Origin of the sequence: Paenibacillus thermotolerans (assembly GCF_028745515.1) — a bacterium.
GTDB lineage: Bacteria > Bacillota > Bacilli > Paenibacillales > YIM-B00363 > Paenibacillus_AE > Paenibacillus_AE thermotolerans.
The window spans coordinates 32,486-46,646 of the sequence record NZ_JAQZSG010000027.1 but is presented as its reverse complement, the minus strand read 5'-3'; the positions used below and the strand labels follow the sequence as shown (position 1 = coordinate 46,646).

Below are 14,161 nucleotides of genomic sequence, written 5' to 3'. Positions count from 1 at the left end.
GCCTGAATCATAAAAAAAGTCATAATAAGAGAAGTCAGGAGCCTCAAGTGAGTATCAATCGGCGGACAAACCGGAAGTATTCATCAGTACGATGCGCCAGCCGTCCGGATCCTCGACGGTTACGCTCTTGCCGCGCCAATAAGGGTTTTCCGGTTCTACCTCGGGAAAGCCCATTGCCGCGAGACGGGACGCAATGCTTTGAATCGCCGTTCGGTCGGGGATGTAAAACACAAGCAAATTATCCTTGGAGGGGGCGGGGCAAGGACTGCCTTCCGCATGACGGGTAAACTCCAGATGGTACCGGACGTCGGGCAATCCGATCATGACGCCGTCGTATCCGTCATGGTCCTCGAAAGAGCTTACAATCGGCAATCCCAATCCGTCATGGTAAAAAGATACGACCTCCTGAAGCCGGTCCGTCGGTCTTGCTACACGATACTGTACTGCACCCAAAATGTCGGTCATATGTACGGAACTCCTTTTAGCAAAAATGATTTCATGAGGATCATATCACGAACAATCGGATGCGGAATCGTACATAAGGGCATAAGGCCGTACAACTTTGGGCTTACGACTTAGCGGGGCGGAATTGGGGCCGTTAACTCTCTTTTTGGGGCAAGCTCTACGTTGATGATCGTTTCGGTTTGAATGCTGTAGACGACTGACGCCAAAACAAGCATTTCTTTGCCATGGTATTTCACCCAAAACAAATACGTTTGCTTAGCCCGATCCTTGGACAGCCATTTACATTCATACGGGCGAACGTCGATCCGTTCGGCACCGGGGTAACGCTTCAGAACCGCATGCTTGGTTAGTACGATCCATTTTCCATAAGAGGGGATAAGCAAATCCGTTTTTTCGACTGCAAAACGGACCGCCCTTTGTGCAGGCATATTCACCGTAACGGTTACATAGGCTCCGAATTCATCGGGGCCTTGCCTAAGCCAAAATTTGAAGATGTAATTCGTTGCAGACTCGGACATGGGCTTGCACCCGATAAACAGGAAATCGACAACTGCGGCATTCGGGAAATCGAGCTCGACGCGTTCAAGCGCAGCCGCACTCCATGCGCGGTAATTTGGGGACGGATCCGCATGATTAGATGAAAAAGCGCTTGTTTGCGGGAAAGCGAACAAAGAGAAGGCGAAAATGCCTAACAAAAGCATGTGCTTGCTGTACATGGAGCATGCCACCCGGAGTTTTTACCCATATTATTCCTCTTGTGGTCCATTTTAACCATGACGTATATACGCTCCTCCAAAGCAACAACCTACGAGTATGCGGGAGGTGAGCACAATGGCCGGCAAGCCGAAATACAAAAAGAACCAGGGCAACAAATACGCGCACAATGAAGAATTCGCCGAAGAGGTTCTAGCGAAGAACGTACGCCATAATCCATATCCGATCCAGAAGGAGCTTAACGTCAAAGATCGTTAACCAAACGGACCCCTTGCGAATATGATGGAACAAGCGCTAGCGCCTTTTATTCGCAGCCGACGGGGGTAATGGCATGGAACAAACAGAATCGTTACTGAGCGAGATCCTTAGCCTGCTGAGAGATATATTGTTTTACGGGATTGGTGTATGGGCAAGCTGGGCGGCACACTTATGGTCATGATCGAGGCGCCGTCCGGGGGCCGTCGAGCATCAGCGGCACAGCACAACAAAAATAAAGCATAGGCGGGCGCAGAAGCGCACACGTCCTATGCTTTTTTCGTTTCAGGAGTTAACGCGGGTTGTTTTTTCGTGTTAAAACCCATCTGCGGTCAGCATTCTTCGTGTCGGGAAGCGCTTGACCCTTCTTAGCGACGACACGGCGGGGGTCCTTAATGCCGGAATGGAAGTCGTCAATCCCGACCTCCATGTAAATTCCGTCGTTCGGCGCTTTGTCCCCCGGCTTAAATTGCGTACGTTCACCCATAGCTGTCACCTCCCTTCATAGGATAACCGCAGGGGATTCGGCTCATGATTCCCGATAAATGCCATTGCCGATTCGCATAAGCATCACTTGTCATGGGCATGTGCATTTGGTATATTAGAATTTAGTGTGAGTTTAAAAACCTCTCACTCCTTGCTCCGCAGAACAGAAGCGGGGCCTTAGTCCAAAAGGAGGTGAATTTTCGATGCGCAAGTATGAAGTGATGTATATTGTCCGTTCCGATTTGGAGGAAGCAGCTGTCCAAGCGGTAGTTGAGAAATTCCAGGGCATCATCAACAACGGCGGCGAAATCACGAAGTCTAACGTGATGGGTAAGCGTCGTCTTGCGTACGAGATCAATAAGTACCGTGACGGCGTGTACGTGCTGGTGAATTTCACAGCGACGCCTGAAGTCGTCAAGGAACTTGATCGCGTGATGCGGATTTCCGACGAAGTTATCCGTTTCATGATCGTACAAGACGTAGCGTAACGCCGAACCGGCGAATTTTTGCTTGAGCAGGGGGGAAATACGTTGCTGAATCGCGTCATTCTAATCGGTCGTCTGACGAAAGATCCTGAGCTTCGCTACACGCCGTCCGGAGTTGCAGTAACGCAATTTACGCTGGCGGTGGATCGCGGATTCTCCAACCAACAGGGGGAGAAGGAGGCCGATTTCATTCCGATCGTTACTTGGCGGCAGCTAGCCGAGACGGTGGCGAATTATATGCGGAAGGGTCGCCTGTGCGCGGTGGAAGGCAGGATTCAAGTCCGCAATTACGATAATAACGAAGGCAAGCGCGTCTACGTTACGGAGGTCGTAGCGGATAACGTGCGATTCCTTGAATCGGCGAACCGTGACCGCGAAGAAGGCGGGTTGCGCGAACCGTCCGGAGGAGGCTTCCAAGGCGGAGGTCGTACCGGGGGAGGCCAGCGCAGCAACAATAACAGCAGCTTTGACCCGTTCTCTGACGATGGCAAGCCGGTCGATATTTCGGATGATGATTTGCCGTTCTGATTCAATCAGAAGATGCATCTGAACAGGCATTGATGCCTGCAACATAACGGTAATTGTACACAAGTGCGAAAGGAGTGGACACAATGGCAGAACAAAACGAGCGTCAAGAACGTGCGGATCGCCCGGAGCGCGCCGACCGTCCGGAGCGTAAATTCGGCGGCCGCGGCAAGCGCGGCGGTAAGCGCCGTAAGGTTTGCTACTTCAAGGTAAACAAAATCACGCACATCGACTATAAGGATATCGATTTGCTGAAGAAGTTCATCAGCGAGCGCGGCAAAATTCTTCCGCGCCGTGTAACGGGAACTTCCGCGAAGTACCAACGCGCGTTGACGGTTGCAATCAAGCGTGCCCGTCAAATGGCGTTGCTTCCGTACACTACGGAGTAATCAAACAATGGACGAACCGACAGCAAAGATGCTGTCGGTTTTTTTCATGAAAATACCTTCCTTTTCATCGCGATCGATTATCTCCCTCGTTAACCTGCGGGCTAATGGACACGACAGACGTTATATCGCCATTTTGCCCGCCGCCACACGGCTAACGGACACGACAGACGCTAAATCTCGATTTTTGGCGTTGATCCCTGATTTTTTGAGGCAATAACTGCAATGTTGTCCGTTACAACAGCAAACTCCATTCAAAACGCCGAATAGCTGCATCCCTGTCCGTTAGACAAATCCGAATGTCTATCTTCCGATTGCCTTTCATTTTCCATGGATACAACCTATAGCTCTAGGAGAAACATAAGAGAGATAGCAGTTAATTGAATTGCGAAAAAAGGGGGATATTGTATGAAGGAACCCAATAATGATGTCCGGACAAAAGAAATAGCCGCATCTGAACCAAACACCCCTTACACTTCAGAGAAGGAAAGAACGGCGAAAGACGTGCAAATGAAAATTGCTTCTGAAAAATTACGTTACGAACATGCCAACAGCATATATCCTGAATAATTTCCTTATCGCCTGCGCCGAAAGATGAGCCCGGTCGAAATCGTCAAACGTACGTCCGTGCCGGTAATAACAGCCGTCGTCTTTATGTTCGTGCTCTCCATGATCGTGTTCCTGTAATTGCCGCGATTCCCCAAGCCTTAGCCCGAACAACCCCGGGTTAAGGCTTTTTTTCTTTGAGTGGTGTACATTTTCTAACAAAGTCAGTAATAAAATGCACCCTGCAAAAGCGCAGGTCAGCCTGTAATCATGTTCATCGAAATATAAAACACCTTTTGCGGAATGAAAGCGGTTACCCATCGCCGCAGTCAAAAGCATAATTAAGACTGTAAGCAAAAAGAAAGGGGAAACGAACATGAAGAGCATGAGAAAGACGCTGATGGCCGTTCTTGCGCTGGTGCTTGCTTTATCGCTTGCGGCTTGCGGAGGCGGCGGCGGTAACGGGGGAAGCGCCGATAACGGAGGCAACGGCGGCTCTGAAGGAACGGATAACGGAGGAGCAGCGGCGAAGAAGGTTACGATCGAATACTGGCACACATATAGCGATGCGGAAGAGAAAGTATTGACGGAAAAAATTAAGCCGGCCTTCGAGGAAGCTTACCCGAATATCGAGCTGAAACTGACCCGTATGCCGTACGAAGGCTTGAAGCAGCAAGTCATCGCGGGCGTTGCGGGCGACGCGGCTCCGGACTTGATGCGTATGGACATCATCTGGGTGCCTGAATTTGCTTCCCAAGGCGCATTGACGGATGTCAGCAAGCTTGAGGGCTTCGATCAATTGAAAGAAAGCGTATTTGAAGGCCCGATGGAAACGAACCGGTTCGAAGACGGGTATTACGGCGTTCCGGTGAACACAAACACGAAAATCGCAATCTACAATAAAGCGACGCTGCAAGAAGCAGGCTTGAGCGAGCCGCCGAAGACGATGGATGAGCTGGTAGCCGCGGCGAAGACACTGAAGGCGAAAGGCAAATACGGACTCGGCGTTTCCGGAGTCCACGCTTGGGGCTTGACGCCGTGGTTCTGGAGTCTTGGCGGCAAGATAACGAACGACGACTACACTCAAGTGGAAGGCTATTTGAACAGCCCCGAGAGCGTTGCGGCGCTTGAAACGATCGTCGGCTGGCAGAAGGACGGCTTGATTATCCCGCCGATTCTCGGCGGCGAACCGGGAACTTGGGACGGCTTGATCAGCGGCGATTACTTGATGACCGACGACGGCCCTTGGTTCTACAGCATTAAGATCGGCGAGAAAGAACAAACCGGCTTCGATCCGGTGGAGCAAACCGTTCGCGGCTTAATGCCGGAAGGACCGGGCGGAAGCCGTTCGGTGATCGGCGGCGAAGACCTCGTCATCTTCGCAAACTCGAAGCATCCGAACGAGGCATGGACGTTCGCGAAGTGGATGCTTACGGAACAACCGCAAAAGATCATGATCGAAGCGGGTATGATTCCTACGAACAAAACGGCTGCGGAAGCTATGGCAGGCATGGACGTTCCTTATATCGCGGAATATGTGAAGCAGCTTGAAACGGCATTGCCGCGCACACCGATTCCGCAATGGAGCGAAATGGAAGGCATCTTCAACCTGGCGTTCGAAAAGGCGATTCGCGGCGAGATGGAGCCGAAGGCTGCGCTTGACGAAGCGGCGAAGCAAATCCAAGCGATTCTTAAGTAATAGCTTATGTATGATGTAAATGCTTGACCAAGATGCTACTTCACCGGGCAATGTACCACCGCTTCTTCCGGTGAAGTAGCTTTCATTTCCACGAAAGGGGGCTGCGGGCGTGACCAATTCCGTCAGTCTGCCGGGCGGCGAAGCCGGGCAGCAGAATAAACAAAGTCCGTTCATTAAGGGATTAAAGCAATGGTGGGCGGTACTCCCGTTCGTAATACTAGGTTTTGCGGGTACGGCCGTGTTTATCATCTATCCGATGATTAAAAACATTACGATCAGTTTCCAAGATTTCAGCATTATGCCGAATGCCAAGAACGAATGGGTCGGTTTAGCAAACTATATCAAAGTGTTTCAAGATCCGAACCACAAATTTTTGATAGCACTGCGCAATACACTCCTCAACGTCGCGGCCACCGTGCCGATCAACTGGTTTCTCGCGGTATTTTTTGCCGTGCTGATCAACGCTAAATTCGTCAAATTCAAAATCGCGTTCCGGACGGTCTATTATTTGCCGATCGTTACGTCCTGGATTATTGTCGCGCTTTTGTTCAAATATTTGTTTGCCGACGGCGACGGCGGCTTCGTGAACTTTATTTTGCACAAGCAGCTGGGGATATTGCCCGAGGCGATCTCTTGGAGAAACAATTATTGGTCGGCGATGATCATGATTTGGCTGTTTCATATATGGAAGACGGTCGGCTGGGGCGTCGTCATTTATTTGGCGGCTCTGCAGGGCGTGCCGAAAGATTTGTATGAAGCGGCGGATATGGACGGGGCGACGGCGACGGATAAGTTTTTCAAAATTACGATCCCGCTCTTAAAGCCGATCACGCTGTACGTTATCATTAACCTGATCAACGGCGCCTTCGGATTTTTCCCGCAGGTGTACTTTATTACCAAGGGCGGCCCGATGGATCAAACTCAAGTTATCCCGAGCTTAATCTTTACCCAGGCGTTCGAGCAGCTCAAATTCGGGCCCGCATCCGCCATGGGCTTCATGATGGGAATATTGGTGTTCCTGCTCACCTACTCCCAAATGACCAAATTCGGCAAGCAGAGATTGTTCTAAGGGGGGAAGCCAAGCATGAAAACACCTTTCATAGCAAAATTCGCAGTATATGCGATCATCATACTCGGGGCGCTTCTGTTTGTGTTTCCCTTCATTTATATGATTTTGACGACGTTCTTCCTCGGCACGAACACGCTGCCGAAGCCGCATCAGGTGTTCTCGGTAACGCCCAACATTACGAACTATATCACGGTTTGGAACAAAAACCATTTCGTGAACTACTTTATGAACAGCGTAATCGTCACTTCCGTGGCGATGGTCGGCTCTTTGTTTATATCGGCGTTAACCGCATACGGCTTTGCTAGATTTACCTTCCCGGGCAAAGAGGCGATCTTCAAAGTTTTCCTGCTCACTATGATGATTCCGGCGGTCGTCAACATCATTCCGCAGTTCGTCGTCATTAAAAGCCTTGGGCTGGTAAACACGTATACGGGACTATGGCTCGTATATATCGCTACGGGTGTCGTAGGAAACATGTTCTTTCTAAGAGGCTTCTTCGAAAGCATCCCGAAGGAGCTGGAGGAATCGGTGCTGATCGACGGCGGAGGGAACTGGCGCATATTTTGGAACATTTATTTGCCGCAGTCGCTGCCGGCGATGGGGACGCTCGCCATCTTTATTTTCCAAGGCACGTGGGAGGAATACTTCCTTGCGCTTACCTTGATCAAGGACGAAGCGATGCGTACGCTGCCGATCGCGATCATGATGTTCAACGACAAATACGCCACGAACTACGGCCAAATTTTCGCCGCATCCATGATCGCTCTGGTGCCTGTCATGCTGATCTACATCATATTCCAGAAGCGGTTCGTTCAGTCCGGCTTCAATGAAGGCGGTATTAAAGGGTAACGCAATAGGGGAGAGAACAACGATGATCAGGTCTTACAAAAAGGCTGCTGTAATCGGTCTGGCTGTGCTGCTGGCGGCGTCGGCTTTGACGGGATGCTTCGGCGGACAGAAGGCGATTCAGCCGCAGGACGCGAAGAATGGCGACATTCTTGGCGTCGTAACGACGGACAAAGCTCGTTATAACCCAGGAGATACGGTTCGGTTCAAGCTGCCGCTCGAGGAGGCCGTGACGGACGGGACGCTGGTTGTGCGTTATAAGCAGCTGAGCGACGTCGTGGAGGAAACCGAAATTAAGCTGAACGGCGGGAACGAGCTGTCGTGGGAATGGAAAGCTCCGGAAGATGATTACAAAGGCTACATGGCCGAAGTATACTTGAAGCAAGGCTCGGAAATTTCCGATCATGCCAACATTGCCGTGGACGTATCTTCCGACTGGGGGAAGTTTCCTCGTTACGGGTATTTAGCCGATTTTCTCCCGATGGAAGCGGGGCAGCGGGAGGCGGTCATCGAGCGGCTGAACCGGTTCCATATTAACGGCATTCAGTTCTACGACTGGCAGTGGAAGCATCATATGCCGCTGAAGCTGGAGAACGGTCAGCTTGCGGAAAGCTGGCCCGATATCGCCAACCGGAAAGTGTCGCGCGAGACGGTTGCGGATTATATCGATTTGGCGCACGATAAAAATATGAAAGCGATGAACTACAATTTGCTGTTCGGCGCTTACGACGATGCGGAAGCGGACGGAGTGAAGAAGGAGTGGGGGCTGTACAAGGATCCCCTCGGCACGACGCCGGACTTCCATCCGCTTCCGGCATCGTGGGCCAGCAACATAAATTTGTACGACCCGTCGAATCCGCAATGGCGGCAGTATTTGTTCGAGCAGGAGAAGAAGACGTTCGAGCTTCTGCCGTTTGACGGCTGGCACGTCGACCAGCTCGGAGACCGGGGCAATCTGTACAACGCCGATTCGAAGAAGGTCGACCTCGCCGCAACGTACGCTCCGTTCCTGCAGGCGGCGAAGAAAGCGATCGATGTAGATTATGTTATGAACGCGGTGGGACAATACGGTCAAGCGTATATCGCTTCACAAGCCCCTGTGAAGTTTCTGTATACCGAGGTTTGGAGCGGGCATCCGCAATATAAGCATTTGAAGGACATCGCGGATCAAAACTACAAATTCGGCAAGGGCCGATTGAATACGGTATTTGCGGCATATATGAACTACGATCATGCCGATTCTTCCGGCAACGAGTTCAATGCGCCGGGCGTTCTGTTGACGGACGCGGTCATTTTCGCAGCCGGGGGCTCGCACCTCGAGCTCGGCGAGAACATGCTGGCGAAGGAATATTTCCCGAACCGCAATTTGACGATTCCGGAGGAGCTTGAAGCACAGCTTGTAGCCTATTACGATTTCCTCGTAGCGTATCAGAACGTGCTTCGCGACGGAGTGGAGGATTCGCAGGCGGATATTACGGGAATCGAAGGCGCGGAGCTGTCCGCCGGGGCCGAGCAGGGCAAAGTATGGGCGTATGCGAAACGGAAGCCGGGATACGAGATTGCGCACTTCATCAACTTCACGGACGCCATTCATATGCAGTGGAACGATTCGCAGGCGACACAGAAGGAGCCGGCGGTAAAAAACAATGTGAAGGTTTCCGTTCAAGCGAGCGGCAAGGTGAAGCGTGTATGGTTCGCATCGCCAGACGCTTACAACGGATCGCCAATCGATCTTGCGTTCAAACAGCAAGGCGATAAAGTGGAAGTTACGCTGCCGACTTTGAAATATTGGGACATGGTTGTCATGGAGTACGAGGATCATAAATAATACACGGAACATAGACGTCTCTGAGAGGCGTCTTTCCGTCTGATAGGGTCTAGGTAAGCGGCAATGCTACGGAGTGAGTAGCAACAATTGGTGCTAAATCAGTCGCGAGGCGGAAAAGGGGCAGGGATAGCAACAAGTTTGTTGCAAAATCGGTAGATACGGAAAAAGGGGGTCAGAGAATGCCGCATCAGATTCAAGTGAAAAACAGGTTCGCCGTCAAAATGATCGCCGCATTCGTCATCGTCATTCTGATCTCCACTTTGTTTACCAGCGCTTCGTTTTATTTCGTTTCGAATTCCACGGTGAAAAACAGTGCAAGAGAATCGTCCGTGCAGATCGCTAAGCAAGCCGCGGATTCGTTGTCGTTCATTCTGAATGCCGGCAGCGACGTGTCGGATTTGCTGTATACGGATTTGCGGATCCAGAAGGTCGTGAAGAAGGACGCCGGCGAAACAACGACGAACCTGCAAGAATGGCGGGAGAACGAGGAGTATTTTAAAGGCATACTCAATAACATCGTGTACTCCAGCTCGTTCGTAAATATCGCTTACGTGCTCAAAAATGTCGAGCAAAGCTGGGGAAGCGGCACCTTCTCCAAGGCGAAGCTCGCCCGTTACGACCTGGACGAGTTGGACTGGGCCGTCGAAGCGAGGAAGCGGGACGGAGGTCTCGTCTGGCAAGGGCTTCAGGCCGACCGATTCAGCGGCGCGGGAGACAACACGAAGCTTGTGCTGCCGATCGCGCGCGTGCTGAAGGATTTCGACACGATGGACAATATCGGCTACGTGCTCGTTAATTTAAACGGGCAAAAAATTATCGAGAAAATCGAACAAATCAAATTGGGCGATACGGGCGGATTTTTTGTTGTGGACCAGGAAGGCCGCATCATGATCGACCCCGATACGGGAAACATCAACCGTTATGTTGAGAACGAACAGCTGCTCCGATCCATCGTCGGGAACGACTTTATCGAATTTGAATTTTCGAACGGAGGCGTGCCGTATTACGGCGTCAAGCAGCGGCTGAGCAACGGCTGGTACATTGTAGGGACGGTTCCCGTCCGGGAGATCACCCAAAAGCTGGACGCTTTAAACTACAATATTATGCTGTCGTTCGTCGGGTTTACGCTAGCGGGCATATTGGTCGGTCTCGTCATCGCAGGAAGGGTAACCCGCCCGATCAAACAGCTGACGCGGCAAATGAAGCTGGCGCAGCAGGGAGACTTGTCGGTGCGGACCCACATTCATTCCAACGACGAGCTCGGGCTGATGAGCAAGCAATTCAACCGGATGATGGCGGATATCGATCAGCTGATGGAGCAAGTGAAGCAGGAGCAAAAGCAGAAGCAGGATGCCGAGCTGCGGGCCGTTATGCACCGCATCAACCCGCATTTTTTGTTCAATACGCTGAGCACCCTTCGCTGGCTCATCAAGTACGACCAGAAGGAGAAGGCGGACAAGGGAATGTCCGCGTTGATCCGCCTCCTGGAGGCGAATATGGGCAAGAAGGGCAATTTCGTCACGATCGGGGAAGAGCTGGACATCATCGAGAAATATTTGGCGATTCTCGAGCTTCGGTACAGCCGAAGATTTGTGCTGGATACCACGGTGGATCCGCAAGCCGCCGAGTTTGTCATTCCGCGCATGCTGATCCAGCCGCTAGTGGAGAATGCGATTTTTCACGGAATCGTACCGAAAGGAACGGACGGGGAGCTTCATATCGAGGCGCTCATGGACGGTGAGGCAGCCGTCATCCGCGTGCGGGATAACGGGATCGGCATTTTGCCGGAGCGGAAGGTAGTGGAGCGCTCGATTGAAGAGGCGGTAGCTTCGGGGCAATCCGGCATCGGGCTGCAGCATGTATATGAAAGCGTGACGCTGTATTTCGGGCGAGACTCTTATGTAACGTTACGCCCCGGCGAGCAAGAGGGTACGGTTGCGACGATCGTCCTGTACCCGAAATTCCACAATCAGGAGGGGGATGCGGATGCTTCGGGTCATGATCGTAGATGACGAGCCGGTCATTCGGTTCGGCATCAAAGCGTCGGTCGACTGGGAGAAGGAAGGGTGCCGGGTGACCGGCGATTTCGCCAACGGCGCCGAGGCATTGGAGGCAATGAAGGCCGAGCCCGCAGATATTCTGATTACGGATATCAAGATGCCCGTGATGGACGGTCTTGCGCTGACGCGGGCCGCGTTGAAATTGAACCCCCGGATCAAAGTCATTCTGGTTAGCAGCTACAACGATTTCGAATACGTTCGCGAAGGGCTGAAGCTCGGGGTTGTCGATTATATATTGAAGCCCACATTAGAGCCTGAGGATTTGGTTCAGCTTGTGCGCAAATGCGCGGAAATGCTGCACGAGAACGAGCGGCTGGAAACCCGGCTTCTAGGCGTGCTTGCAGGAGGCATGGAGCGGGAAAGACGGGCGTATGAGAACAATCTGAAGCGGTTTCTGGTGGACCGGTCGGAGGAGCTTCCCGAACACGGCATTCCGGCATGGCTGGAATCGGATTATGCGGCGGTATATGCCGCTTTGAACCGTGTGCGGGCGCTGGAAGAAGCGTACGGTTTTTTGCATAAATCGATCGTGCTCGAATCGCTTGTCGATGTGTTTTATCGCCGGTTTCCGCAAGGGATCGCTTTCCAAACCGCGGAGGTTGAGCTGTTCTTTCTGATTCCCAAGCTCAGCGGCGGGGAGCTGGAGCGGGAGATGCAAGCTTTGCAGCAGCTGATGGCGAAGGAGGCGGGCACCGGCATCACCTTCGGTCTTGCAATCGGGGCGGGGAGCGGTACTGTAAAGGAGCGCTTTCAACAAAGCCAAGAGGCATGTCGAAGGTATTTCTTCGAGCACGAGGGCATTTACCGCTACCGGGAGCCTTCCGACCGAAGTGCGGCGGGGAAAGCGGAGTGCAATTTGCCAGGCATGCTGCTGGAGTCCCCCGATCGGACCGACGAGCGGCTGAATCATATCGTGGAGACATGGAAATCGTGCTGGTCCGCAGGCGGCAAACGGCCGGCCGAATTAAAGGAGCAAGCGTGCAGAGTGCTGTCCCTCCTGTTCAAACAATCGGCCGATCCTTACGCGTTGGTCGAAGGCTTCGATCGGCTGTACAAAGCGGAGACGCTGGAGGAGCTATGCGCATTGCTTATGGAGCAGATCGCGGAGCTTCGCAGGCAGAGTCTCGAGCGGACGGACAGCATCCACGCTCACAATCCGGCAGCGAAGGCGCTGGAATACATCCGGCGGCATTATCTTGAATCGATTACGCTGCAGCAGGTGGCGGACGTCGTCCATGTCAGCAAAAACTACTTTTCGATATTGTTCAAAAAGACGACGGGCCACAATTTCATCGACTACGTGATCGAGCTGCGCATCCAGAAAGCGAAAGAGCTGCTTTCCGGAACGGACTTGAAAATTTACGAAGTAGCCGAGCAGTCCGGCTTCAACGATGTGAAGTATTTCAGCAAGCTGTTTAAAAAGATTACCGGATATTCTCCGATGGATTACAGGGAGCTGCAGCATTTATAAACGACAGGGAGGGGGAAAAAAAGCCGTGCGGAGACTATCGGTTTTGATGGCGGTCATGTTGTCGATCGTTTCAATGACGACGGGATGCGGCAATGACGGCATCATTGATAATCAGGGCAATGTCGGCCGGCTAGGCGACAATCCGGACAAAACCGTTGTTGTATGGCATACGTACAGCGACGAAGAAACAAGAGTGTTCGAGCAGCTTGTCGTCCCCGCCTTCGAGAAGGAGCATCCGCACATTCATATTGAATCCGTCCGGCAGGAATACAATCAGGAATATCAGGCGGCGCTGGTGGCGAGGGCGTCGGCGGATAAGCCGCCGGATGTCGTACGCATGGATATTTCGTGGGTGCCGAGCTTCGCCGAACGCGGTCTGCTTTACCCGATCAGCCGGTTTTCCGACTTTCGCGAGACGGCGGCGCAGCTTCGCGGAGACACGCTGAGTGCGAGCCAGTACGAAGAAGATGTGTACGGCTTGCCTCTTAACATCAATACGAAAGCGGCGATTTACAACCGCGCGCTCCTTGATAAGCTCGGACTGAATGCGGAAAGCGCTTCGCTGACGGAAGTTGTGGAAGCGGCTAAGAAACACCGTCTCGTGCTCGGCATGTCGGGGATCGAGCTGTGGGCGAGCCTGCCTTATTTTTTCGGGCTCGGCGGCAAGCTCGCCGATGAGCATTTTACGCAGACGGCCGGATATTTCAACAGCGAGGAAAGTGTCCTCGCAGCGGAAACGCTGTTGAGGCTGTATAAAGAAAAGGTTATCAACCCCGCTATGTTTACCGGAAGCGCCGATTTATGGAACGATATTCAATCCGAAAACAAAAGCTTGCTCATGATCGACGAAGGGCCGTGGTATTACAGCATTTTGCTGAATTCCAAGAACTTAAAGACCGATTTGCTTACGGCTACCGACCCGGAACCGTTTCCGAGGGGAGAGAGCCGGTTCGGCTCGGTCATCGGGGGCGAAAACCTTGTACTGACGAAGGGCAGCCGGGTGAAGGACGAGGCCTGGACGTTCATGAAATGGATGATGCGCAAGGATACGCAGCAGATGCTGTTTCATACGGGTTTGATTCCGACAAATATGGAAGCTTTCCGGGATTCCGCAGCGGTAAGGGAGAAAAACCCGTATATCGACGCTTATATGAAGGGGATCGAGGAAGCGTTCTATCGCCCGGCGATTCCGCAGTGGAGCCGGATCGAGCAAATCTATAACGATGCGATGGAGGATATTTTCATCAAAGGCCGGCCCGCGAAGGAAGCTCTCGATGAGGCCGCGGCGAAGATGGACCGGGCGCTCGCCGAAAAGTGAATTATATA

The 14,161-nt window shown here is 52.3% G+C and carries 15 protein-coding genes; 12 read left to right on the top strand and 3 right to left on the bottom strand.

What is annotated here, in order from left to right; genetic code table 11:
* Positions 1–54: 54 nt before the first annotated feature.
* Positions 55–465, bottom strand: coding sequence for a VOC family protein (locus PT964_RS19645; protein WP_274365055.1), 411 nt, complete (start codon positions 463–465; stop codon positions 55–57).
* 110 nt (positions 466–575) lie between these two features.
* Positions 576–1,181: a DUF3889 domain-containing protein gene (locus PT964_RS19640; protein ID WP_274365054.1), complete on the bottom strand. Its 606-nt coding sequence runs from the start codon at positions 1,179–1,181 to the stop codon at positions 576–578.
* 115 nt (positions 1,182–1,296) lie between these two features.
* Here PT964_RS19640 and PT964_RS19635 point away from each other — a divergent pair, with 115 nt between their 5' ends.
* Positions 1,297–1,437: a hypothetical protein gene (locus PT964_RS19635; protein ID WP_274365053.1), complete on the top strand. Its 141-nt coding sequence runs from the start codon at positions 1,297–1,299 to the stop codon at positions 1,435–1,437.
* 289 nt (positions 1,438–1,726) lie between these two features.
* Here PT964_RS19635 and PT964_RS19630 read toward each other — a convergent pair whose 3' ends face one another.
* Entirely contained in the window at positions 1,727–1,921 is a 195-nt protein-coding gene (locus PT964_RS19630; protein ID WP_274365052.1) for a YjzC family protein, read from the bottom strand.
* Positions 1,922–2,123: 202 nt separating this feature from the next.
* On the opposite strand from PT964_RS19630, the gene rpsF reads away from it, so the two are divergent.
* The 11 genes from rpsF to PT964_RS19575 all read left to right on the top strand — a co-directional run bounded on the left by rpsF (position 2,124) and on the right by PT964_RS19575 (position 14,153).
* Positions 2,124–2,408, top strand: coding sequence for a 30S ribosomal protein S6 (gene rpsF / locus PT964_RS19625; protein ID WP_274365051.1), 285 nt, complete (start codon positions 2,124–2,126; stop codon positions 2,406–2,408).
* Positions 2,409–2,450: 42 nt separating this feature from the next.
* Positions 2,451–2,933, top strand: coding sequence for a single-stranded DNA-binding protein (gene ssb / locus PT964_RS19620; protein WP_274365050.1), 483 nt, complete (start codon positions 2,451–2,453; stop codon positions 2,931–2,933).
* Between the two features lie 83 nt (positions 2,934–3,016).
* Positions 3,017–3,319: a 30S ribosomal protein S18 gene (gene rpsR, locus PT964_RS19615; protein WP_274365049.1), complete on the top strand. Its 303-nt coding sequence runs from the start codon at positions 3,017–3,019 to the stop codon at positions 3,317–3,319.
* A gap of 405 nt (positions 3,320–3,724) precedes the next feature.
* Positions 3,725–3,886 (top strand): hypothetical protein, encoded by a 162-nt coding sequence (locus tag PT964_RS19610; protein ID WP_274365048.1) that lies wholly within the window; start codon positions 3,725–3,727, stop codon positions 3,884–3,886.
* A 352-nt stretch (positions 3,887–4,238) separates the two neighbouring features.
* Complete coding sequence (locus tag PT964_RS19605) at positions 4,239–5,561, top strand: extracellular solute-binding protein (RefSeq protein WP_274365047.1); 1,323 nt, start codon at positions 4,239–4,241, stop codon at positions 5,559–5,561.
* Positions 5,562–5,670: 109 nt separating this feature from the next.
* Positions 5,671–6,630, top strand: coding sequence for a carbohydrate ABC transporter permease (locus tag PT964_RS19600; RefSeq protein ID WP_274365046.1), 960 nt, complete (start codon positions 5,671–5,673; stop codon positions 6,628–6,630).
* A 15-nt stretch (positions 6,631–6,645) separates the two neighbouring features.
* Positions 6,646–7,479, top strand: coding sequence for a carbohydrate ABC transporter permease (locus PT964_RS19595; RefSeq protein ID WP_274365045.1), 834 nt, complete (start codon positions 6,646–6,648; stop codon positions 7,477–7,479).
* A gap of 22 nt (positions 7,480–7,501) precedes the next feature.
* Complete coding sequence (locus PT964_RS19590) at positions 7,502–9,304, top strand: glycoside hydrolase family 66 protein (protein WP_274365044.1); 1,803 nt, start codon at positions 7,502–7,504, stop codon at positions 9,302–9,304.
* A gap of 179 nt (positions 9,305–9,483) precedes the next feature.
* Positions 9,484–11,316, top strand: a complete 1,833-nt coding sequence (locus PT964_RS19585) for a cache domain-containing sensor histidine kinase (protein WP_274365043.1) — start codon at positions 9,484–9,486, stop codon at positions 11,314–11,316.
* Positions 11,291–12,835, top strand: a complete 1,545-nt coding sequence (locus PT964_RS19580; RefSeq protein WP_274365042.1) for a response regulator transcription factor — start codon at positions 11,291–11,293, stop codon at positions 12,833–12,835. Before PT964_RS19585 ends, PT964_RS19580 begins: the two co-directional genes overlap by 26 nt.
* Before the next feature lie 25 nt (positions 12,836–12,860).
* Positions 12,861–14,153, top strand: coding sequence for an extracellular solute-binding protein (locus tag PT964_RS19575; RefSeq protein ID WP_274365041.1), 1,293 nt, complete (start codon positions 12,861–12,863; stop codon positions 14,151–14,153).
* Positions 14,154–14,161: the final 8 nt, after the last annotated feature.